The sequence below is a fragment of the Thauera sp. DNT-1 genome (genome assembly GCF_055393985.1).
Genome location: NZ_AP043752.1, coordinates 3,716,852 through 3,738,487, shown reverse-complemented (window position 1 = coordinate 3,738,487; position 21,636 = coordinate 3,716,852). Strand labels below are relative to the sequence as shown.

At 70.9% G+C, this 21,636-nt stretch carries 23 protein-coding genes; 12 read left to right on the top strand and 11 right to left on the bottom strand.

Translation table 11 applies throughout. The features are described from left to right. The 9 genes from ACZ5PP_RS17255 to ACZ5PP_RS17215 are packed head-to-tail and all read right to left on the bottom strand — an operon-like array spanning position 1 to position 5,880. On the bottom strand, positions 1 to 258 hold the full coding sequence (locus ACZ5PP_RS17255) for a BolA family protein (RefSeq protein ID WP_004307364.1): 258 nt from the start codon (positions 256 to 258) through the stop codon (positions 1 to 3). Between the two features lie 10 nt (positions 259 to 268). After that, positions 269 to 1,042, bottom strand: a complete 774-nt coding sequence (locus ACZ5PP_RS17250) for an ABC transporter permease (RefSeq protein WP_464827066.1) — start codon at positions 1,040 to 1,042, stop codon at positions 269 to 271. Between the two features lie 34 nt (positions 1,043 to 1,076). Beyond that, on the bottom strand, positions 1,077 to 1,973 hold the full coding sequence (locus tag ACZ5PP_RS17245) for an ABC transporter ATP-binding protein (protein WP_464826371.1): 897 nt from the start codon (positions 1,971 to 1,973) through the stop codon (positions 1,077 to 1,079). Further along, entirely contained in the window at positions 1,970 to 2,254 is a 285-nt protein-coding gene (locus ACZ5PP_RS17240; RefSeq protein ID WP_464826370.1) for an STAS domain-containing protein, read from the bottom strand. The genes ACZ5PP_RS17245 and ACZ5PP_RS17240 overlap by 4 nt, the downstream gene beginning before the upstream one ends. After that, on the bottom strand, positions 2,251 to 2,913 hold the full coding sequence (locus ACZ5PP_RS17235; protein ID WP_464826369.1) for an MlaC/ttg2D family ABC transporter substrate-binding protein: 663 nt from the start codon (positions 2,911 to 2,913) through the stop codon (positions 2,251 to 2,253). The genes ACZ5PP_RS17240 and ACZ5PP_RS17235 overlap by 4 nt, the downstream gene beginning before the upstream one ends. Before the next feature lie 9 nt (positions 2,914 to 2,922). Continuing rightward, positions 2,923 to 3,774 (bottom strand): MlaA family lipoprotein, encoded by an 852-nt coding sequence (locus ACZ5PP_RS17230; RefSeq protein ID WP_464826368.1) that lies wholly within the window; start codon positions 3,772 to 3,774, stop codon positions 2,923 to 2,925. A 29-nt stretch (positions 3,775 to 3,803) separates the two neighbouring features. Next, positions 3,804 to 4,271 (bottom strand): outer membrane lipid asymmetry maintenance protein MlaD, encoded by a 468-nt coding sequence (mlaD, locus tag ACZ5PP_RS17225; protein WP_040828939.1) that lies wholly within the window; start codon positions 4,269 to 4,271, stop codon positions 3,804 to 3,806. Positions 4,272 to 4,273: 2 nt separating this feature from the next. Further along, positions 4,274 to 5,062: a lipid asymmetry maintenance ABC transporter permease subunit MlaE gene (mlaE, locus tag ACZ5PP_RS17220; RefSeq protein ID WP_004307377.1), complete on the bottom strand. Its 789-nt coding sequence runs from the start codon at positions 5,060 to 5,062 to the stop codon at positions 4,274 to 4,276. Continuing rightward, positions 5,059 to 5,880 carry an ABC transporter ATP-binding protein gene (locus ACZ5PP_RS17215; protein ID WP_012584696.1) on the bottom strand — a complete coding sequence of 274 codons (822 nt, stop codon included), beginning with the start codon at positions 5,878 to 5,880 and terminating at the stop codon, positions 5,059 to 5,061. The genes mlaE and ACZ5PP_RS17215 overlap by 4 nt, the downstream gene beginning before the upstream one ends. Before the next feature lie 467 nt (positions 5,881 to 6,347). Between ACZ5PP_RS17215 and ACZ5PP_RS17210 the strand changes: the two genes are divergently transcribed. The 7 genes from ACZ5PP_RS17210 (at position 6,348) to ACZ5PP_RS17180 (ending at position 15,178) form a co-directional block, all read left to right on the top strand. Further along, on the top strand, positions 6,348 to 7,955 hold the full coding sequence (locus tag ACZ5PP_RS17210) for a pilus (MSHA type) biogenesis protein MshL (RefSeq protein WP_004307381.1): 1,608 nt from the start codon (positions 6,348 to 6,350) through the stop codon (positions 7,953 to 7,955). After that, positions 7,952 to 9,667: a GspE/PulE family protein gene (locus ACZ5PP_RS17205; protein ID WP_464826367.1), complete on the top strand. Its 1,716-nt coding sequence runs from the start codon at positions 7,952 to 7,954 to the stop codon at positions 9,665 to 9,667. Before ACZ5PP_RS17210 ends, ACZ5PP_RS17205 begins: the two co-directional genes overlap by 4 nt. A 79-nt stretch (positions 9,668 to 9,746) precedes the next feature. After that, positions 9,747 to 10,949: a type II secretion system F family protein gene (locus ACZ5PP_RS17200; protein WP_004307385.1), complete on the top strand. Its 1,203-nt coding sequence runs from the start codon at positions 9,747 to 9,749 to the stop codon at positions 10,947 to 10,949. A gap of 2 nt (positions 10,950 to 10,951) precedes the next feature. Beyond that, the gene (locus tag ACZ5PP_RS17195) at positions 10,952 to 12,454 is read left to right on the top strand and encodes a hypothetical protein (protein WP_464826366.1); all 1,503 of its coding nucleotides are present in this window, start codon (positions 10,952 to 10,954) and stop codon (positions 12,452 to 12,454) included. Further along, on the top strand, positions 12,451 to 13,773 hold the full coding sequence (locus tag ACZ5PP_RS17190; RefSeq protein ID WP_464826365.1) for a hypothetical protein: 1,323 nt from the start codon (positions 12,451 to 12,453) through the stop codon (positions 13,771 to 13,773). The genes ACZ5PP_RS17195 and ACZ5PP_RS17190 overlap by 4 nt, the downstream gene beginning before the upstream one ends. Beyond that, positions 13,761 to 14,471, top strand: a complete 711-nt coding sequence (locus ACZ5PP_RS17185; protein ID WP_004325900.1) for a type II secretion system protein — start codon at positions 13,761 to 13,763, stop codon at positions 14,469 to 14,471. The genes ACZ5PP_RS17190 and ACZ5PP_RS17185 overlap by 13 nt, the downstream gene beginning before the upstream one ends. Before the next feature lie 65 nt (positions 14,472 to 14,536). Then, a complete protein-coding gene (locus tag ACZ5PP_RS17180) occupies positions 14,537 to 15,178 on the top strand; it encodes a prepilin-type N-terminal cleavage/methylation domain-containing protein (RefSeq protein ID WP_012584691.1) in 642 nt (213 codons plus the stop codon). Positions 15,179 to 15,206: 28 nt separating this feature from the next. On the opposite strand, the gene ACZ5PP_RS17175 is transcribed toward ACZ5PP_RS17180, so the two are convergent. Then, entirely contained in the window at positions 15,207 to 17,174 is a 1,968-nt protein-coding gene (locus tag ACZ5PP_RS17175) for a monovalent cation:proton antiporter family protein (RefSeq protein WP_004325896.1), read from the bottom strand. Positions 17,175 to 17,327: 153 nt separating this feature from the next. Between ACZ5PP_RS17175 and ACZ5PP_RS17170 the strand changes: the two genes are divergently transcribed. The 5 genes from ACZ5PP_RS17170 to ACZ5PP_RS17150 all read left to right on the top strand — a co-directional run bounded on the left by ACZ5PP_RS17170 (position 17,328) and on the right by ACZ5PP_RS17150 (position 21,145). Further along, a complete protein-coding gene (locus ACZ5PP_RS17170) occupies positions 17,328 to 18,317 on the top strand; it encodes a KpsF/GutQ family sugar-phosphate isomerase (RefSeq protein WP_287470593.1) in 990 nt (329 codons plus the stop codon). Then, complete coding sequence (gene lptC / locus ACZ5PP_RS17165; RefSeq protein WP_004322695.1) at positions 18,318 to 18,899, top strand: LPS export ABC transporter periplasmic protein LptC; 582 nt, start codon at positions 18,318 to 18,320, stop codon at positions 18,897 to 18,899. It begins immediately after the preceding gene. Next, entirely contained in the window at positions 18,896 to 19,438 is a 543-nt protein-coding gene (gene lptA / locus ACZ5PP_RS17160; protein WP_464826364.1) for a lipopolysaccharide transport periplasmic protein LptA, read from the top strand. The genes lptC and lptA overlap by 4 nt, the downstream gene beginning before the upstream one ends. A 36-nt stretch (positions 19,439 to 19,474) precedes the next feature. After that, positions 19,475 to 20,251 carry an enoyl-CoA hydratase gene (locus ACZ5PP_RS17155; RefSeq protein ID WP_324525079.1) on the top strand — a complete coding sequence of 259 codons (777 nt, stop codon included), beginning with the start codon at positions 19,475 to 19,477 and terminating at the stop codon, positions 20,249 to 20,251. A gap of 327 nt (positions 20,252 to 20,578) precedes the next feature. Further along, positions 20,579 to 21,145, top strand: coding sequence for a phasin family protein (locus ACZ5PP_RS17150; protein ID WP_324525077.1), 567 nt, complete (start codon positions 20,579 to 20,581; stop codon positions 21,143 to 21,145). 111 nt (positions 21,146 to 21,256) lie between these two features. Here the strand turns inward: ACZ5PP_RS17150 and ACZ5PP_RS17145 are convergent, their stop codons facing one another. Further along, on the bottom strand, positions 21,257 to 21,631 hold the full coding sequence (locus ACZ5PP_RS17145; protein ID WP_004322701.1) for a 4a-hydroxytetrahydrobiopterin dehydratase: 375 nt from the start codon (positions 21,629 to 21,631) through the stop codon (positions 21,257 to 21,259). Positions 21,632 to 21,636: the final 5 nt, after the last annotated feature.

Genomic DNA, 21,636 nt, shown 5'->3' with positions numbered 1-21,636 from the left:
TCACATCCCGAGTTCGCCGCGGCCTTCTTCCCACTGCGCGGGCGTGAAGGTCTGCAGCTGCAGGGCGTGGATCTCGTTACCCATCAGGCGGCCCAGGGTGGCATACACCGCCTGGTGCTGGCGCACCTTCATCTTGCCCTCGAAGGCAGCGCTGACGACGATGCCGCGAAAATGCACACCATCCTCGCCCTCGATGACCACCAGCTCGCAGGGCAGGCCCTGCTCGATCAGGCGCTTGACTTCACTTGCTTCGAACATTTGGAATCCTTTACGAACGCAACTTGTAACCGCGCGCGAGCATCGCCAGGGTGAGCGCCGCGAGCAGGACGAAACACAGGCCCACGACGCCGAGCGAAAGCCAGGGCGAGGTGTCCGATTGACCGAAGAAACCGTAGCGGAACCCGTCGATCATGAAGAAGAACGGGTTGAAATGCGACACGTCCTGCCAGAACCGTGGCAGCGAGTGGATGGAGTAGAACACCCCCGACAGCATCGTCAGCGGCATGATGAGGAAGTTCTGGAAGGCGGCGAGCTGGTCGAACTTTTCCGCCCAGATCCCCGCGATCACCCCGAGCGAACCGAGGATCGCGCCGCCGAGCACGGCGAAGCCCAGCACCCACAGCGGGTGCGCCATCGGCACCGCGACGAAGGCGGCCGACACCGCGAGCACGCCCGCGCCCACCATCAGGCCCCGCAGGATCGAGGCGATCACGTAGGCGGCATAGAACTCGCGGTAGGACAGCGGCGGCAGCAACACGAAGATGATGTTGCCGGTGATCTTGCTCTGGATCAGCGAGGACGAGCTGTTGGCGAAGGCGTTCTGCAGCACCGACATCATCACCAGGCCGGGCACCAGGAAGCTGGTGTAGGCGACCTCGCCATAGACCGTGACGTGGCGGTCGAGCACATGCGAGAAGATGAGCAGGAACAGCAGCGCGTTGAGGACCGGCGCGGCGACAGTCTGGAAGCTCACCTTCCAGAAGCGCAGCACCTCCTTGTAGAGCAGGGTGCGGAAGCCGGCCAGCGGCGACTCGGCCGCCATCGGCTCGATACGCGGCATGGCGTTGGAGAATCGTTCAGGCACGGTTCATCACCTCGAGGAAGACGCGTTCGAGATCGGGTTCGCCCAGCCGCATCTCGACGAGGCCGGCACCGGCTTCGCGCAGACGGGCGAGCAGAGACTCCACCTCCCCATAGCTGTCGAAGGCGAAGTCTACCCAGCCGCCCTCACCGGCGCTGCCGCCGAGCTCGACTCCGCGCCCGGGATGCTCCAGGCGCACGGCCAGGCTGTGGGTGGCGAAGCGACGCAGCAGATTCTCGGTGGTGTCGAGCGCGACCACCTTGCCCGCCTTGAGCATGGCGATGCGCCCGCACAGCGTCTCGGCCTCTTCCAAGTAGTGCGTGGTGAGCACGATGGTGTGGCCGTCGCGGTTGAGCTTGCGGATGAACTGCCACAGGCCCTGGCGCAACTCGACGTCGACGCCCGCGGTCGGCTCATCGAGCACGATCACCGGCGGCCGGTGCACCAGCGCCTGCGCCACCAGCACGCGCCGCTTCATGCCGCCCGAGAGCATGCGCATGTTGGCGCCGGCCTTGTGGGTCAGATCCAGGCTGGCGAGAATCTCGTCGATCCAGTCGTCGTTGCTGCGGATGCCGAAGTAGCCCGACTGGATGCGCAGCAACTCGCGCACCGAGAAGAAGGGGTCGAAGACGAGTTCCTGCGGCACCACGCCGAGGTTGCGGCGGGCGTTGCGATAGTCGGCAACGACGTCGTGGCCCATGATCGCAAGCGAGCCGGTGTCGGGACGCACCAGGCCGGACAGCGCCGAGATCAACGTGGTCTTGCCCGCGCCGTTGGGGCCGAGCAGGCCGAAGAACTCGCCCTGGCCGACCTCGAGGTCGACGCCGCCGAGCGCCTTCAGGCTGCCGTAGTGCTTGCTTACACCCTGGATGCGGATCGCCGGCAGGCTCATGCCGAACCCTCCAGCGGCAGCAGGCCGTCGATGTCGTAGAGCGCGGCCAGGCTGCTCAGCCCGGCGGGCGGGTTGCGCAGCACCAGCGCGTGGCCGGCCGCACGCGCGCAGCGCATCCAGTCGAGGATCAGCGCGAGCGCCGCGGAGTCCGCGGCGGAAACCGCCGCGAGATCGACCACCAGGTCGCCCGCGCGCGCGCGCCGCTGGCCCTCGGCGAGCAGCGCCGGCGCGCTCTGCATGGTCAGCGCGCCCGCGGGCGCAAACGGCGCGGGATCGCTCACGCGCTGCGCCCCGCGTCGCCCTGGCTCATGCCCTGCTGCTCGGCGAGCGCGCGGTTGCGCTCCTCGAGCGAGCGGATCAGGCCATCGATGCCACCGCGCGCGATCTCCTGTCCGAAGCTGCTGCGGTAGTTGGTGACCAGGCTGACGCCGGCGACGATCACGTCGAACACCTTCCAGCCCTGTTCGCCCTTCTCCAGCATGTAGTCGATGCCGATCGGTTGCGCACCGGCCTGCACCACCTCGGTGCGGACCTGCACCCTGGTGTCTGCAGGGGCGAAGCGCGAGGGACGGAACTCGATGCGCTGGTCGCGGTACTGCGTCAGCGCGTTTGAATAGGTACGCACCAGCAGGGTGCGGAAGGCATCGGTCAGCCTGGTCTGTTGCTCGGCGCTGGCCTGGCGCCAGTCGCGCCCGACCGCGAGCATGGTCATGCGGCGGAAGTCGAAGTGCGGCAGCACCTTGGCGTCGACCAGCGCGATCACGCGCTGGGTGTCGCCGGCCTGGATCGCCTTGTCGGCGCGCACGATCTCGAGCACTTCGGTGGTGACGTCGCGCACGAGCACATCGGGCGCCTTGTCGGCGCTGGCCGTCGCGGGCAGCGCGGCGCCGAGCAAGGCGCAAAGAAGGAAGGCGCGGAGGAAATCGAGGATCTTGTTCATGGTTCTCGCTTACTGGACGGATTGGCGGGCGACGCGGCGGCCGGCCGTGGCCGGGCTCGCACCGATGTCCGCGTGTTCGAGGTTCCCGACCGCAGAGGCCGCGGCCGTATCGATGTCGCCACCGGGCGGTGCGGCCGACTGTTCGTCGAAATCTTCGTACACGCGTTCCTGGCGGCCATCGCTGACCTTGTAACGGCGTTGTTCGAGATAGAAGTCGCGCACGAAGACATAGCGGTCGAGCGCCGCCTCCTCGAGCGTGCGGTCGGCACCGAGCAGCGTGGAGCGGAGGTGCACAACGCGCGTGCCCAGCACGGTGTTGCGCGTCGCCACGTGATCGATGCTGAAAGGCTCGTTGGCGATGAAGTCGGCGGGCAGCGCGACCGCATCCCGCACGGTCCGCGGACCGAAGAAGGGCAGCACGATGTAGGCGCCCTCGCCCACGCCCCAACGGCCGAGCGTCTGCCCGAGGTCCTCGTCGTGCTTGGGCAGGCCCGCCTCACCGGCGACGTCGAGCAGGCCGAGCAGGCCCCAGGTGGAATTGAGCGCGAAGCGCATCAAATCGCCCATGCCCTCGGCGACCTTGCCCTGCAGCAGGTTGTTGAGCGCGACCCAGGGATCGCCGAGGTTGCCTAGCACGTTGCCGACACCGGTACGCACCGGATGCGGCAGCACCGCCTCGTAGACCTGGGCTGCGGGCTTGATCACCACCTTGTCGACCTGTTCGTTGAAGCCGAACATCGCGCGGTTGTAGCCCTCGAGTGGATCATCGGGATTCGCGGTGGTCGCACAGCCGGTCGCGAGCGCGGCCGACAGCGCGGCCGCGACCAGGCCTGCACGGGAGGAGCGGAAGACGTTTCGCATTGCTGTTTTCTCCGGAGTTCCTTGCCGACCTACTGGGCGGGCGCGTCGGCGGCGCGGTCGAACATGAACTGGCCGATGAGTTTCTCCAGCACCACCGCGGACTGCGTGATCAGCACGCGGTCGCCACCCTTGAGCATCGCGGTGTCGGCACCGGCCTCCAGCCCCACGTACTGCTCGCCGAGCAGGCCGGAGGTGAGGATGGACGCGGTGGTGTCGGCGGGAAACGCATAGCGCTTGTCGATCTCGAGCTCGACCACCGCGCGGTAGATCGCGGGATCGAAGCGGATCACCGCGACCCGGCCCACGAGGACGCCGGAGCTCTTGACCGGCGCGCGCACCTTGAGCCCGCCGATGTTGTCGAAGGGGGCCTCGACGCGATAGGTCTCGGCGCCGTCGAGGCCGGAGAAATTGCCGACCTTCATGGCGAGGAACACCAGCGCGGCAAAGCCGATCGCCACGAAGAGGCCGACCCACAGGTCGAGCGCGGTACGACTCATCATCAACCCCTGAACATGAAGGAGGTAAGCACGAAATCCAGCGCCAGGATCGCCAGCGCGGAGGTCACCACGGTGCGGGTGATCGCGCGCGACACACCCTCGGCGGTCGGCTGGCAATCGTAGCCCTCGAACACCGCGATCAGCGACACCACGGTGCCGAACACCGCGGACTTGATCACGCCGTTGACGACGTCGTAGCGGAACTCGACCGCGGCCTGCATCTGCGACCAGAACGCGCCGTCATCGACGCCAATCACGACCACGGTGATCACCCAGCCGCCGAACACGCCCATCGCCGAGAACAGCGCCGCCAGCAGCGGCATCGACAGCACGCCACCCCAGAAGCGCGGCGCGACCACGCGCGCGATCGGGTTGACCGCCATCATGTCCATCGCCTTCAACTGCTCGGTGGTCTTCATCAGGCCGATCTCGGCGGTGATCGCCGAGCCGGCGCGGCTGGCGAACAGCAGCGCGGCGATCACCGGACCGAGCTCGCGCAGCAGCGACAGCGCCACCATCACCCCCACCGCGTCGGCCGAGCCGTAGCGCTGCAGGATGTCGTAGCCCTGCAGCCCGAGCACGAGACCGACGAAGAGCCCCGAGACCATGATGATCAGCAGCGACAGCACGCCGCTGAAATAGAGCTCGCGGATGGTGAGATGGATGCGCCGCAGCGACTGCCCGGAGTTCAGCAGCACCGCGAACAGGAAGCGGGTGGCGAAGCCCAGGCGCCAGATGCCATCGATGGTCAGCGCACCGATGCGGCGCAGCGCGGAGGCGATCGCGCTCATGCGCCCTCCCCGCCGAGCAGGCGCTCGATCGGCTCGGCCGGATAGTGGAAGGGCACCGGCCCGTCGGCCTCGGCGTGGACGAACTGATGCACGAAGGGATCCCTCGAGGCGCGGATCTCGTCCGGCGTGCCCTGCGCCACGATACGGCCGTCGGAGACGAAGTAGATGTAATCCACGATCGCCAGCGACTCGTGCACGTCGTGGGTCACCATCACCGAGCTCGCGCCGAGCGCGTCGTTGAGCTTGCGGATGAGCTGGCCGATGATGCCGAGCGAGATCGGGTCGAGGCCGGCGAAGGGCTCGTCGTACAGGATCAGCATCGGGTCGAGAGCCACCGCGCGCGCCAGCGCCACCCGCCGCGCCATGCCGCCCGAGAGCTCGTTGGGATGCAGCTTCGCCGCGCCGCGCAGCCCCACCGCCTGCAGCTTCATCAGCACCAGGTCGCGCACCATGCCCGCGGGCAGGTCGGTGTGCTCGCGCAGCGGGAAGGCCACGTTGTCGAACACGCTCATGTCGGTGAACAGCGCGCCGAACTGGAACAGCATGCCCATGCGCCGACGCAGCGCGTAGAGCTCGCTGCCCGACAGCCGCGCCACGTCGCGCCCCTCCACCTCCACGGTGCCGCCGGTCGCGCGCAGTTGCCCGCCGATCAGGCGCAGCAGCGTGGTCTTGCCGCAGCCGCTGCCGCCCATGATGGCGACCACCTGGCCGCGATGCACGCTCAGGTCGATGCCGCGCAGCACCTCGCGCTCGCCATAGGCGAAGCGCACGTCGCGCAGCGAAACCAGCGGGGAGGGATGTGGGGCGGACACGGTCACGTCGATCGGCCGAATGTGAAAACTCTTGAATATATCAGAGATTTGCGCCCGCTGGCGGACTGATGCTGCAGCGCAGCAAGCAGGTCCGGGCCATTCCCCCGCAGGACACCTCCTCCGCTCCGGTGACGACCGCGGCACCCAGAAAATGATTCCATGCGCTTATTCACATTTTATTTCAATACGAATAGCATGTTCGCATGACATGCACATCGACCGACCTGCGCAGGCTGCTCGCGACCGCGGCGCTTCTGGCGACCGCTGCATGTGCGCCGCTCGGCCGCCCGCCCGCACTCGAGGGGCATCTCGACAAGCGCACCGCGATCGAGCGCACCGCGCCTGTCGGCACGGCGACAAGAAGCCTCGCGCCGCCGATCGCGGAGTCGCCTTCTTCCAGCCGAGGCGCTGCAGCGAGCGCGGCGACGGGCGCGCCTCCGCCCGCTCCGGCCCGCGGGCGAGCAGCTCCCGCGGTGCGCGGATACTCGATCGACGTTTTCGACATCCCGGCCGAGCAGCTGCTGCTCGCCATCGGCCGCGACGCCGGGCTGGAGCTCGACCTCCATGCCGGAATCACCGGAAACGTCAGCCTGCAGGCCCACGACCGCCCGCTCGGCGAGCTGCTGGAGCGCATCGCCCGCCAGGTCGACCTGCGCTATGAGCTGCGCGGCCGCCACCTGCGCGTGCGCCCCGACACCCCCTACATCCGCAGCTATGCGGTGGACTATGTGAACCTGAGCCGCGACATGCGCGGCACCGTCGCCACCAGCACGCAGATCGCCACCTCGGGCAGCGCCGGCGGCGCCGGTCAGCGCGCGTCTTCGACAGGCGGCGCTGGCAACGCCTCGATCACCCAGATCGAGACGCGCTCGGCCAACGACTTCTGGAACACGCTCGAGCACAACCTCGCCGCCATCCTCGCCGGGCCGGGGCGCGCGCCCGACTGCGGGGGCGAGCGCCGCGGCGAGTCCCCCGCCGGCTGCCGCAACGCCGACCTGATGCTCAACCGCGAGAGCGGCATCGTCATGGCGCGCGCCACCCAGCGCCAGCACGAGCAGCTGGAGGCCTTCCTCGCGGGGGTGCAGCGCGCGGCGCGGCGCCAGGTGATGATCGAAGCCACGATCGTCGAGGTCACCCTCGCCGACGGCTACCGCCAGGGCATCGACTGGACCCGGCTCGGCGTGCCGAGCTGGAGCGTGCGCCCGCGCGGCAGCGGCGACGCCACACCCGGCCAGCCCACGCTGAGCTACCTGTCGGCCAACTCCGACATCCGTCTCGAACTGCTGGAGACCTTCGGCACCGTCAAGGTGCTCTCCAGCCCGCGCCTGTCGGTGCTCAACAACCAGACCGCGATGCTCAAGGTCGTCGAGGAGGTCGTCTACTTCCTCGTAGACAGCACCACCACCGAGTACGACGACCGCAAGCAGGCCCGCATCTCCGCGACCACCACGCCGCAATCGGTCTCGGTCGGCATGGTCATGTCGGTCACGCCACAGATCTCCGCCGACGGCGACATCACCCTCAACGTGCGGCCGACCATCTCGGGCATCTCCGGCTTCAAGGACGACCCCAACCCCTCGCTCGGCGACATCCCCAACCGCGTGCCGCAGATCCGCACACGCGAAATCGAGTCCATGCTGCGCCTGCGCAGCGGCGAGGTCGCCGTCCTCGGCGGGCTGATGGAGGACCGCATCGACCACGACACCGGCCGCATCCCGCTGTTCGGCGACCTGCCCGTGGTCGGCGAACTATTCACCCGCCGCGACAACAACGTGCGCCGCACCGAGCTGCTCATCTTCCTGCGCCCCCTGCTGATCGACGAGCCGGGCATGCGCGGCGGCTACGCCGAATACGCCGGCCACCTGCCCGACGACGACTTCCTCCTCGACTCGCCCTCGCCCGGCCAGCGCAACTTCCCCCACCTGCCGCTGCGCCCGCTGCTCGCACCCGCAGGCGCGGTCTCCGCCGCCGAAGGCTTTTCGGAAGCGGCCTATCCCGACCCTGCCGATCCCCGCTCTCCTGCCGCCTCCTCCACGTCCGCCAGCGCCGCCAACGCGGATGCCGGCACGAGCCCGCCATGAACGCTCCGCTCCCCATCGGCCAGATCCTCATCGCCGCCGGCCTGATCGGCGAGGACCAGCTCCGCATCGCGCTCCACGAGCAACGCGGCCGCGCCCGGCCGCTCGGCCGCGTGCTGGTCGAACTCGGCTTCGTCAGCGAGGCCGCGCTGCGCGAGGCGCTCGCCGCACGCAGCGGCCTGCCCTGCGTCGACCTGGCCAGCGCGCTCGCCGACCCCGACGCGATCGCGCGCGTGCCGCAGGCGCTCGCAAGGCGCCACCGCCTGCTGCCGCTCCAGTACGACGCCGCCCGCCACCGCCTGATCGTCGCGATGGCCGACGCCCACGACATCGTCGCCCTCGACCGTCTGCGTGCCGAGCTCGGGCCGGACGTGCACGTCGAACTGCGCCTGGCCGGCGACAACGAACTCGGCCGCGCGATCGAACAGCACTACGGTCAGGCGAGCTCGATCGAGGACATGGTGCGCGAGCTCGAACGCCGCGCCGGACAGCCCATCGCTGGCGCGCGCGACCCGCAACTCGTCGTGCGCCTGGTCGACGCCCTGCTCGCCGAGGCCGCCGCGCGCGGCGCCTCCGACCTGCACCTGGAGCCCGAGGCCGGCTTCCTGCGCGTGCGCCACCGCATCGACGGCACGCTGCGCCAGGTGCGCGCGATGCACAAGTCGTGCTGGGCGGAGCTCGCCGTGCGCATCAAGGTGCTCGCCGGCATGGACATCGCCGAGTCGCGCAGCCCGCAGGACGGGCGCATCGGCCTTGCGCTCGGCGGCCGGCCGATCGACTTCCGCGTCGCCACCCAGCCCACCTTGCACGGCGAGAACATCGTGCTGCGCATCCTCGACCGCGACAAGGGCATCGTCCCGCTCGACGCGCTCGGCCTCGACCCCGCGCAACGCGCCGCCCTCGACCGCATCCTCGCCCGCCCCGAGGGCCTGATCCTGGTGGTCGGTCCCACCGGCAGCGGCAAGACCACGACGCTGTACTCCATGCTCGGCCACCTCAACACCGAGGCGGTCAACATCATGACTCTGGAAGATCCGGTCGAGTATCCGCTCGCGCTGATCCGCCAGACCCAGGTCGGCGACGCCTCACGGCTCGACTTCGCCGACGGCGTGCGCGCGCTGCTGCGCCAGGACCCCGACGTGATCCTGATCGGCGAGATCCGCGACGCCGACACCGCCACCATGGCCTTGCGCGCCGCACTCACCGGCCACCAGGTGTTCGCCACCCTGCACGCCAACTCGATCTTCGGCGCGCTGCCGCGCCTGCACGAGATCGGCATCGGCGCCGAACTGCTCGCCGGCAACCTGTGCGGCATCCTCGCCCAGCGCCTGGTGCGCCGGCTGTGCCCCACCTGCCGCGAGCCGGTGCCGGACGACGCCCCCGAGCGTCACCTGCCCGGCCTCGCCGCCGATGCCCCGCCAGCGCCGAGCTGGCGCGCGCGCGGCTGCCCCGAATGCGACTTCCGCGGCTATCGCGGCCGTCTCGCGATCATGGAGATCCTGCCCTTCGACGCCGAGCTCGACGAGCTCGTCGCACGCCGCGCCAGCCCGGGCGAGCTGCGTGCAGCCGCACGCACGCGCGGCCATCGCAGTCTGGCCGAGGACGGACTGCGCCGGGTGCTCGACGGCAGCACCAGCCTCGCCGAGCTCGCCCGCGTGGTCGACCTCTCCGCGCTCGCGGCTACGGCGAAGACCGCGCACGGAGGTGAGGCATGAGCGTGCCCCTGCGGCCGCCCGAAGGGCAGCGCGCTCGTCCGCCGCGGAGGATGTCGTGCAGCGACGGGAGGAAGGCCCCATGAGCACCTGGCGCTACCGCGCGCTCGCTGCCGACGGCCGCCGCGTGCGCGGCGAGCTCGATGCGGCCGACCTCGGCGAACTCGAGCGCCTGCTCGAAGCGCGCGCCCTGCTGCTGATCGACGCCCAACCACGCGGCGTGCGCGGCCTGCTGCCGCGCCGGCGCATCGCGCGCCGCGAGCTGATTCCCTTCTGCTACCACCTCGAGCAACTCCTCGCCGCCGGCGTGCCGCCCTTCGAGAGCCTGGCCTTGCTGCGCGACGCCGGCGCCGAGCCGCGGCTGCAGCAGGTGATCGGCGCACTGATCGCGGACGTCGAGCGCGGCCTGCCGCTGTCGGGCGCCGCCGCTCGCCAGCCCGAGGCCTTCTCCGCGGTCGCGGTGAGCCTGCTGCGCGCGGGCGAGCAGGCCGGCCGCCTGCCCGAGGCGATCCGCGACATCGGCGCCGCGCTCGCGCAGGAAGAAGAACTCGCCAGCCACGCGCGCCGCATCGCGATCTATCCCGCCATCGTCGCCACGGTGCTGCTGGCCGCGGTGGTGGTCGCCCTCATCCACGTGGTGCCCGAGCTGGAGCGTCTGCTGCGCGGCACCGGCCAGCGCCTGCCGCTGCAGACGCGCATCCTGGTGGGACTGTCCGCGGCGGTACGCGACTGGGGCTGGGCCATGCTGCTCGTCACGCTCGCCGGCGCGGCGAGCAGCGCCCACGCGCTCGCCCGCTCCGAAGCGCTGCGCACCCGCGTGCACGCCCTGCTGTTGCAACTGCCGCTGGTCGGCGGGATCCTGCGAAAGCTCGCCCTCGCGCGCTTCGCCGCGCTCTTCGCCACCCTCTACGGCGCCGGCATCAACGTCATCGACGCGCTCCACACCAGCACCGGCGCCACCGCCAACCTCGCCCTGCGCGCCGGACTGCGCGAGGCCACGGGCGCGATCGAGCAGGGCCGCCCGATCTCGGTCGCCTTCGAGGCGACCCGGGTCTTCCCGCCCCTCGTCATCCGCATGCTGCGCCTGGGCGAACACACCGGCGCGCTCGACGACGCGCTCGCCAAGGTCGCCAGCCTCTACCGCCGCGACGTCGCCGAGGGCATCGCCCGCCTGCAGGCCGCGGCCGAACCCGCACTCACCATCCTCATGGGCGGCCTGCTGCTGTGGATCGCGAGCGCGGTCCTGGGGCCGATCTACGAGCTCATCACCCGCCTGCCGGTCTGACCATGCGTCGCGAACCCCTGCTCCTCGCCGTGGCTCCGTCCGGCCTCCTCGCATGCATCGGGCATGGCGACGGCATCACCCTCCTCGCTGCCTTCACCTGCGGCGAGGAGGCCGCCTTCGCAAGCTGGCTCGCCCGCCGCCCGCCGGACGAGCCCTGCCGGATGTTGGTCGACCTGCCCGACGAGTCCTACCAGATCGAGGACCTGCCGCGCGTGCGCGGCAGCGACCGTCGCGCCCTGTTCGCACGCCGACTCGCTCACTGGTTCCCCGAGCCGCGCTTCGCACGCGCCACGCCGCTCGGCGCCCTGCCCGACGGACGCCAGGGCGCCGAGCGGGTGCTTTTCGCCGGAATGGAGAGCAGCACCGACCTCCTGCCCTGGCTGGATCGCCTCGCGGCCGACGGACGCCGCCCCCAAATCCTCGTCCCCGCCAGCGCCCTCCTGCCACGCCTGCCCCTGCCAGGAGCACGCCAGCGCCGCCACGGCAAGGCGCCGCCACGGCCGCGCCTGCTCGCCACCCACGGGCGCGCGGGCCTGCGCATTTCGCTGCTGGCCGGCGAACACACCCTGTTCTCCCGCCTCGTGCGCGGCCACGCCGACTCCCTCGCCGATCCGCAAGCGCTGGCGACGGAGCTCGAGCGCACCCGCGACTACCTGGCCGCCCAGCACCGCATCGCCAGCGATGCGCCACTCGATCGCATCGTCGCGGACCTTCCGGCTCAGACCGGGACGGAGCACGCCACACTGCCTCCGATCGGCGTCGCCGCCGCCGACACGCTCGCGGGCTGCGGACTCCCGAACAGCTACGACGCCCATTTGCTGCTCGCCCTGCGCCACGCCCCCACGACGATCGGCTGGCCGCTCGCGGCCGGCGCACGGCGCTGGCCCAGGCTGCCCGAAAGGCGCGTGCTCGGCGCGCTCGCGCTCGTCGCCTCGACGATCCTGGGAGCCCTCGTCTGGATGGAGCACCAGGCGCAGGTCGAGGCCGCAGCCCTGGCCGCGACCGAGCGCGCCCGTGCGGCGCGTGCCGCCGCGCTTGCGGCCGAGGAGGCGGAACTCGCCGCACGCGAGGCCGAACGCGCCGCACTCGCCGCCCTCGATGCAGCGCCGCCGCCCCTTCCGACCCCAGCGCCGGCCCCCGCCGAGCCTGCACCGGCAGCCTGTCCGCCTGCCTCCAGCCCGCCGCCCGGGCCCATCGCCAGGCGCATCGACGGCGTCCTGCGTCGCCCGGATGGCGAGATCCTGCTCTGGGTGGAGGGAACCTGGCAGTCCGCGCGCGCACTCGGCCTGCACCCGATCGCAGGCGACGCCGCGGTGGTAGTGGCGGCCGGCCGGCGCACGCAGCTACGCAGCGGAGAGCTCGTGCCGACCGCCGTCGCGACGGTCACGGCCGGGCCTGGGCAGGCCTACCCCGAGCGCGACGATGCGGCACCCGCAGATCGAGCAGCGGGCCCCGCCGACAGCGCTGCAAGGCCCGGTGTCGACATGCGCGGAGCGCGGCCATGATCCGGAGGGCCCGCCTGCCCTGCCGGGAGCGGCGCCGCCAGCGGGATCCGCACTCCGCTCGCGTGCCCGCGCGGGTGATGCGTCCCCGGCGACCCGGCGCGATCCGCGGTCAGGCCCTGATCGCCGCCCTGCTGGTGCTCACCCTGCTCGCGGCGGGCGGCCTGCTCGCCGGCGGCGAACTGCGCGCCCGCGCCCACGCGCTCGCCCACGCGCGCAGCGTCGAGGTGCTCGCCACCGCACGCGCCGCGCTGATCGGCTACGCGATCAGCTACGCCGAGACCCACCCCGGAGAGGGCTACGGTTTCCTGCCCTGTCCGGATGCCGGCAACACCGGCTCCACCCCGATCGGTGCCTGCGGTGCGCGCGGCACCGCCGCGATCGGGCGCCTGCCCTGGCGCACCCTCGGCCTGCCCGAGCTGCGCGACGGCTGGGGCGAATGCCTGTGGTACGCGGTCGCCGGCAGCGTCAAGCACAACCCCAAGCCGGCGGCGTTGAACTGGGACAGCCCGGGCCAGTTCGGCCTGCTCGATCCCGCCGGGCGCAGCCTTCAGGCAGCGTCCGGCGACGGCATGGCGGTGGCGATCGTGTTCAGCCCCGGGCCGCCACGCAGCAGCCAGATCCGTCCGCCCACCCGGGGCACGAGCTGCACAGGCAGCGACTCGGCCGCAGCCGACCTTTCGCACTACCTCGACCCCGGCCATGCGCGCGCAGGCAGCGGGGTGATCGAGATCACCCTCCACCCGGCCACCCTCGACGACGAGGCGCCCAACGACCTCGCCACCTGGATCGGAATCGACGACGTCTTCGACGCACTGCGTCGGCGCCGCGACCACGCCAGCCATCTCGATGCGCTCCTCGCCCGCAGCGCGAACGCGCTTGCCGGCCGGCTTGCGGCGAGCCGCACCGAATGGCTCGCACGCCACGCCCGCCCGCTCGGCACGCTCGCGGTGGGTATGCTGCCCACGGCGGAGACTCTGGGCATCGCCGCCGCACAACGTCCGCTCATCGACGACTGGCACGAGCAGATCCGCTTCGCCGCCTGCCCCGACGGCAGCGCCTGCATCGGTGTGACGCGGCCCGCGGCACCCGGCGAGCGCTGCCGGGCGGTGCTGGCATTCGGGGGCGAGCGCATCCGCAGCGGCCCCGAGCGCCAACTGCGAACCACCGCTGCCGAGCGCGCCGATCCGGCGGCCTGGTTCGAGGGCCGGAACGTCGCCGCGCTACGCCTGGGCAATCCCGAGTTCGAGGGTGCCGCGCACTTCCGCGTCACCGCGCCCGATCGCCCCGCCAGCGAGGACGTTGTCCGATGCCTGCCCTGACCCCGCCTCCCGCTCGCATGCACAAGCCCGCGCATTCGAGCGCTCCCGCGCGCGGCTTCACGCTGGTCGAGCTCGCCATGGTGCTGGTGATCCTCGCCCTGCTTGGCGGCAGCCTGCTGGTCCCGGTGGCGAGCCGGCTGGAAGCGCGCGACCGCAACGCCACGCTCGAGCGTCTGCACGACATCCAGCTCGCGCTTACCGGCTTCGCCATCATCCACGGCCGCCTGCCCTGCCCGAGCACCGAAACCGATCCCGCCAGCCCTGGCTACGGGCTCGAGGACGGCCCGCCCTGCAACCTCGCGCGCGAGGGCGTGCTGCCCTGGCGCAGCCTGGCGATGCCGGCGACCGACGCCTGGGGCCGCGACCGCCACTCCGCCGCCGACGACTGGACGGGGTACTGGCGCTACCGCGTCGACCCCGCCTTCAGCGTGGCGCCGATCGGCGCCGCCACCACACCCGGCGCACGCCTGCAGATCCGCGATCACGACGGCCGGCGCATCACCACGACCGACTCGCAGGCGGTCGCGATCGTGTGGTCGACCGGCGCCAACCTGCACGCCGACGGCGACAACACCAGCCACGCGAGCGCCACCCCGAGCTACCAGGCCGGCGAACCGGGCGCCGATTTCGACGATCTGCTCGCCTGGCTCGGGCGCCCGCTGCTGATCGCCCGTCTCGCCCAGGCCGGGCGGCTGTGATCCCGGCCGCGCATCCGCACAAAGCCCTTTCCATCACCACTGCCACATCACCCGGGAGACAAACCATGCAAAAGAAACCGCAAACCGGATTCACCCTCGTCGAGATCGCGATCGTGCTGCTCGTCGTCGGCCTGCTGCTCGGCGGGGTCATGAAGGGGCAGGCGCTGATCGACAGTGCCCGTGTCAAGAACCTCGCCCAGGACCTGCGCAGCGTGCCGGCGATGGTCCATGCCTATCAGGACCGCTTCCGCGCCCTCCCCGGCGACGACCCCGCCGCCGTCCGCCATCTCTGCTCCGGCGGCAGCGGCTGCACCGTGGCCGGCAACGGCAACGGCGTGATCGACGGCACCTGGGATGCGGGCGCCGACACCGAGTCCGTCCGCCTCTGGCAGCACCTGCGCCTGGCCGGCATCGCCACCGGCAGCACCGACACCGCCGACGCCGGCTTCCTGCCGCGCAACGCACTCGGTGGCCGGCTCGGCGTGCAGCGCGGTGGCAGCGTGCTCGGCCTGCCGGGCAGCCTGGTGGTGTGCTCGGACAACGTGCCCGGCAAGCTGGTCACACAGATCGACATCGCGCTCGACGACGGCGACCCCGCGGCCGGCTCGCTGCGTGCCGGCACACCCGGCGACACCGGGCTGGTGGCGATCTCCGCGGCCAACCGGCTGCTCGAAGCGAACGCGCACACGGTGTGTTCGAATCTGTGAGGCGTGAGGCGTGCGGAGCGCGGGCGGCTCAGCCACCCAGCAGGCGCTCCTCGGCGGCTTCCAGGCCGCCGGGGACGCCGAGCAGCACGATCACGTCACCGCTCTGGATGCGTGTCTCGGCACCCGGCGAGAGCGCGCGGATGCCGCGCCGACGCACTGCCGACACCGCCACGCCGAACTCCTCCAGCCCGAGTTCGCCGATGCTGCGCCCGACTCCCGCCGCGCCCTCCGGGACGATCACCGAGCGCAGGCGCGCCTCCGCGCCGGCGCCCGCATCGCCCGCATCGCTGCTGCCCTGGAAGAAGCCGCGCATCAGCGCATAGCGCTGGCTGCGGATCTCGCGGATGCGCCGCACCACGCGACTGAGCGGCACCCCGGTGAGCGCGAGCGCGTGCGAGGCGAGCATGATGCTGGCCTCGAAGGCCTCGGGCACCACCTCGGCCGCCCCCGCCTGGGCAAGCTTCTCCAGGTCGGCCTCGTCGCCGGCGCGCACCACCACCGGCAGGCCGGGACGCAGCGCGTGGGTGTGATGGATCACCCGCAGCGCCGCCTCCAGCGCGTCGAAGGACACCACCAGCGCGCTCGCGCGCTGGATGCCGGCGGCGACCAGGGTCTCGCGCCGCGCGGCGTCGCCGTACACCACGGTGTCCCCGGCCGCGCCCGCCTCGCGCACGCGCTCCGGGTCGAGGTCGAGCGCGACGTAGGCGACGTTCTCCTGCTCGAGGAAGCGCGCCAGGTACTGGCCGCTGCGTCCGTAGCCGCACACGATGATGTGGCGCTCGGTGTTGAGCGACTGCGCCGCCACCCGGGTGAGCTCCATCGAGCGCAGCAACCATTCCGAGGCGACGAAGCGCATGACCAGGCGGTCGCTCACCTGCACGATCAGCGGCGCGACCAGCATCGACAGCACCAGCGCGGCCACCGCGGCCTGGGCGAGGCCGTAGGGCATCAGCCCGAGGTCGAGGATCTGCGACAGCAGGACGAAACCGAACTCGCCGCCCGCGCACAACCACAGCCCGGAGCGCATCGCCGTGCCCGCCGGCGAACCGAACACGCGCGAGGCCGCGAACACCAGCCCGAACTTGAGCACCAGCAGCGCGCCGAGCAGGCCGAGCACCGCCGGCAGGTTGCGCACGATCTCGGCGACGTCGAGCAACATGCCGACGGTGACGAAGAAGAGCCCGAGCAGCACGTCGCGGAAGGGCTTGATGTCCTCTTCCACCTGGTAGCGGTACTCGGTCTCCGAGATCAGCATGCCGGCAAGGAAGGCGCCGAGCGCGAGCGACAGCCCGACCCGCTCGGACAGCCAGGCCAGCCCGAGCGTGATCAGCAGCACGTTGAGCATGAAGAGCTCGCCCGAGCGCCGCCGCGCCATCACGGTGAACCACCAGCGCATCAGGCGCTGGCCGAAGACCAGCACCAGCGAGAGCAGGAAGACCACCTTGAAGGCCGCCAGGCCGAGGGTGAACATCATCTCCTCGGCCGGGCGCGACAGCGCCGGCAGCAGGATCAGCAGCGGCACCACCGCGATGTCCTGGAACAGCAGCACGCCGATCACCTCGCGGCCATGACGGCTGTCGAGCTCCATGCGGTCGGCGAGCAGCTTGGAGAGGATCGCGGTGGACGACATCGCCAGCGTGCCGCCGAGCGCGAAGCTGGTGATCCAGCCCAGCCCGCCGAGGCGACCGAGCAGGGTGGCGAGCGCGATCGTCGTCAGCACCTGGGCGAGTCCGAGCCCGAACACGATGCGCTTCATCGCCATCAGGCGCCCGAGCGAGAACTCCAGCCCGATCGAGAACATCAGGAACACCACGCCGAACTCGGCGAGGTGGCGCGCGCCGGCGGACTCCTGCATCAGGTCGAGCGCATGCGGCCCGCCGAGCGCGCCGACGAGCAGGTAGGCGAGCACCGGCGGCAGGTTCATGCTGCGGAAGAGGGCCACCATCACCACGGCGGCGGCCAGCAGCAGGACCACGAATTCGAGGGTATTCAGCATGGAAGCCCGGCCGCGTGTGGCGCCAGCGCTGCCGGGCGGCGGCGCGGGTGTTTGGTATACAATCCGCTCGATCGGGAGCTTGCCGGCAACGGCGCGCCGTCATCCCGTCGAGCCACCGGTCTCCCTTCCGCGCCAGTTTAAAGCATCGAATCCATGGACCCAATTTCCGCTTCGGGCGAAAGCCGAGCCGTCGCCCTCGCCCGCCGCGTGCTGCGCATCGAGGCAGACGCCGTGGCCGCGCTCGGGGCGCGCATCGGCGAGGAATTCGAGCGCGCGGTCGAGATCATCCTCGCGCGCCATGGCCGGGTGATCGTCACCGGCGTTGGCAAGTCGGGCCACATCGGCCGCAAGCTCGCCGCCACGCTCGCCAGCACCGGCACCCCGGCCTACTTCGTGCATGCCGCCGAGGCCGCACACGGCGATCTCGGCATGATCACCCCGGAAGACGTGGTGATCGCACTGTCGAACTCCGGCTCCAGCGAGGAGCTGCTCACCATCGTGCCCCTGGTCAAGCGCCAGGGCGCCCGCCTGATCGCGATGACCGGCAAGCCGGACTCGCCGCTCGCACGCGAGGCCGATGCGCATCTGGACGCCGGCGTGGCCGAGGAGGCCTGCCCGCTCAACCTCGCGCCCACCGCGAGCACCACGGCGGCGCTCGCGCTCGGCGACGCGCTCTCGGTCGCGCTGCTCGACGCCCGCGGCTTCGCCGCCGAGGATTTCGCCCGCTCCCACCCCGGCGGCGCGCTCGGCCGCCGGCTGCTGACCCACGTCGGCGACGTCATGCGTCCCGCGCCGGCGGTCCCGCGCGTGGGCAGCGACGCCCCCCTCACCCAGGCCTTGCTGGCGATGACCGCCGGCGGCATGGGCATGACTGCGGTGGTCGACGCCGACGAGGTGCCCGTGGGCATCTTCACCGACGGCGACCTGCGGCGCGCGCTGGAGAAGGGCTGCGACGTGCGCAGCGCGCGCGTCAGCGAGGTCATGACGCGCAGTCCGCGCAGCATCGCGCCCGGCGCGCTCGCGGCCGAGGCCGCCGCGACGATGGAGAGCATGCGCATCAGCCAGCTCCTGGTGCTCGACGACGCCGGCCGGCTCGCCGGTGCGCTCACCACCCACGACCTGATGCTCGCGAAGGTCATCTGAATGCGGGTCGACACCTGGCGCCTGTATCCGGTCTTCGCCCTCGCGCTGCTGGCGGGCGGATCGGTGTGGCTCGAGCGCATCACCCGGATCGACGATCCGGCGGCGAGCATCGAGCAGACCGGTCCGGACTTCATCGCCCACGACACCCGCGTGGTCGGCTTCGGCGCCGACGGTGCGCAGCGCTACGAGCTCGTGGCCGAACGCCTGGAGCATTTCCCCGTCGGCGACATCACCCGGCTGCACACGCCCCGCCTGCAGCTGCACGGCGCGGAAGGCACGACCACGATCACCGCGCGCTCGGCCGACGTCTCGCCCGGTGGCGAGCAGGTAGACCTCACCGGCGAAGTGCGCGTGCGGCGTCCGGGCCAGGCCGGGGCGCTGCCGCTCGCGCTCGACTCGGAGACGCTCGCGGTGTGGCCGGACGCCCAGCGCGCGCGCACCGACTCGCCGGTCCTGATGACCCGCGGCGCCGGACGCGCGACGGCCAAGGGCATGCGCGCGGACAACCTGTTCGGCACGCTCGAACTCATCGGCGAGGTCAGCACGACGATGCCACCCCGCCGCCAAGGATCCCCCTCATGAAGCGAATCCTCCTCGCTACCGTGGCCGCGCTGCTCGCCGCCGTCACCACCCCGGCGCTCGCCGAGAAGGCCGACCGCGACCAGCCGGTCAACATCGAGGCCGACCGCCTCACGGTGGACGACCGCAACAAGGTGCACATCTTCGAGGGCAGCGTGGTCCTGACCCAGGGCACGCTCACCATCCGCGGCGACAAGCTGGTCGTGACGCAGGACGCCGCCGGCTTCCAGAACGGCGTCGCCACCGCAGCCGGCAAGGGCTTGGCCACCTTCCGCCAGCGCCGCGACGGCAGCGCCGAATACGTCGAAGGCGAGGCCGAACGCATCGAGTACGACAGCCGCAGCGAGAAGGCCAGGCTGTTCAACCGCGCCAAGGTCACCAGCGGAGGCGACCAGGTCAGCGGCCACTACATCGAGTACGACGCGATCACCGAGAACTACCTCGCCACCAACGCACCGGGCAGCAGCCAAGGCGCACCGGCAGGCCGGGTGCGCGCAGTGATCCAGCCCAAGTCCGAAGGCCAGCCCGCCGGCGGACAATGATTCCCCCCACGAGCAGATGCAAAGGAAGGAGACAGCATGAGCTTCGAGATGATCATCGCCGAGAAACGCGGCCGTGTCGGCCTCATCACCCTCAACCGGCCCAAGGCGCTGAACGCACTCAACGACCAGGTGGTTGACGAGATCGGCGCCGCTCTCGACGACTTCGAGTCCGATGAAGGCATCGGCGCCATCGTCATCACCGGCTCCGAGAAGGCCTTTGCCGCCGGCGCCGACATCGGCGCCATGGCGAATTTTTCCTACATGGACGCCTACAAGGGTGACTACATCACACGCAACTGGGAGCGCGTGAAGACCTGCCGCAAGCCGGTGATCGCCGCGGTGGCCGGCTTCGCCCTCGGCGGTGGCTGCGAGCTCGCGATGATGTGCGACTTCATCATCGCCGCCGACACCGCGAAGTTCGGTCAGCCCGAGATTCGCCTCGGCATCCTGCCCGGTGCAGGTGGTACCCAGCGCCTGCCGCGCGCGATCGGCAAGGCCAAGGCCATGGACATGTGCCTGACGGCCCGCATGATGGACGCGGCCGAGGCCGAGAGCGCCGGCCTGGTCGCCCGCGTGGTGCCCGCCGACAAGCTGCTCGAAGAGGCGATCGCCGCCGCCGAAACGATCGCCGGCTTCTCCCTGCCGGTGGTCATGATGATCAAGGAGTCGGTCAATCGCGCTTTCGAGAGCAGCCTCAACGAGGGCCTGCTGTTCGAGCGCCGCGTGTTCCACTCCGCATTCGCTCTCAATGACCAGAAGGAGGGGATGGCGGCCTTCGTGGCCAAGCGCAAGGCGGACTTCCGCCACGACTGAGCGCCCCGGCTTCCTCCGCCTCGCGGCCGGCTTCCCGCCGGCCGCTTGCGTTTACCCGCAGGCATTCGTCACGCGGCTGCAACCCGCTCCCTGCACACTTGCGCGGGTCAACGGCAGCCGTGCACCGCAACACTGCGACCTCCAGCCTGAAGGGCCGCCCCTTCAGGTGCAAGTGATTGATTCCTTCTATCAATCCAGGATGCTGCAATGCACAAAAATATGCTTGACAGGCCGACCCGGGTCCGTATAATCCGAACCATGCTGCAACGCAACATCGCAGCTACCGAAGCGATGTTGATGCAATCCACACTTTCCAAGGAGATCCAAATGAGCAACTTCGTCACCCCCGAGCAGTTCGCCGCCGCCAACAAGGCCAACATCGAGACCCTGCTGACCCTGGCCAACACCGCCTTCGCCAGCGCCGAGCGCCTCGCCGCCCTGAACCTGAACACCGCCCGTTCGCTGCTCGAAGACGGCGTGGCCAACACCAAGGCCCTGCTGGCCGCCAAGGACGTGCAGGAGCTGGTGAACCTGCAGGTTTCGCTGGCCCAGCCGATCGTCGAGAAGGCCGTCGCCTACGCCCGCAGCGTCTACGAGATCTCGTCGCAGAGCCAGGAAGAGATGTCGAAGGTCTTCGAAGGCCAGGTCGCCGAAATGAACAAGGGCGTCGCCACCGCGCTCGACAAGGCTGCCAAGTCGGCTCCCGCCGGTTCGGACGTTGCCGTCGCCGCCGTCAAGTCGGCCATCGCCGCCGCCAACAGCGCCTACGACAGCATGAGCAAGGCTGCCAAGCAAGTCGCCGAGATCGCCGAAGCCAACGTGGCCGCCGCGACCAACGCCACCGTCAAGGCCGTGAGCACCACCGCCAAGACCGCTGCCAAGAAGGCTGCCTAAGCTTTCTCCGGCACCGTCTGACGAAAAGGCCCCGCATGCGGGGCCTTTTTGCGTCTACCGGCTGGTGACGCGGCAGGGCGCGGACTGCAGCGAAAACACACGCACGCCGCTTCAGTCGTAGCGGATGTAACGGAAGCGGTCGTCCGCGTTCGGCGTGCCTTCCAGCGCCCCGCCCTCGCGCGCGGGCTGCCAGTGCACGACCTCCTCGATCTTGCGCGCGAGCGCGAAATCGCGTGCGGTGATGCCGCGCGGCGAATGCGTGGACAGGCGCACCCGCACCCGGTCCCAGCACAGCTCCAGCTCGGGATGATGCCAAGCCGCCTCGGCCAGGTGCCCGACCACACCGGCCACCATCAGTGTCGCCTTCCAGCCGCCGGTGCGGTAGTCGCGCACCAGCGCGCCGGCCTCGAGGCGCCAGTGCGGCAGCCCCGCCGCAAGGCTGGCGAGGATCTCGTCCTCGCCGAGTGCGCGGATTTCTTCACCCATCGTCC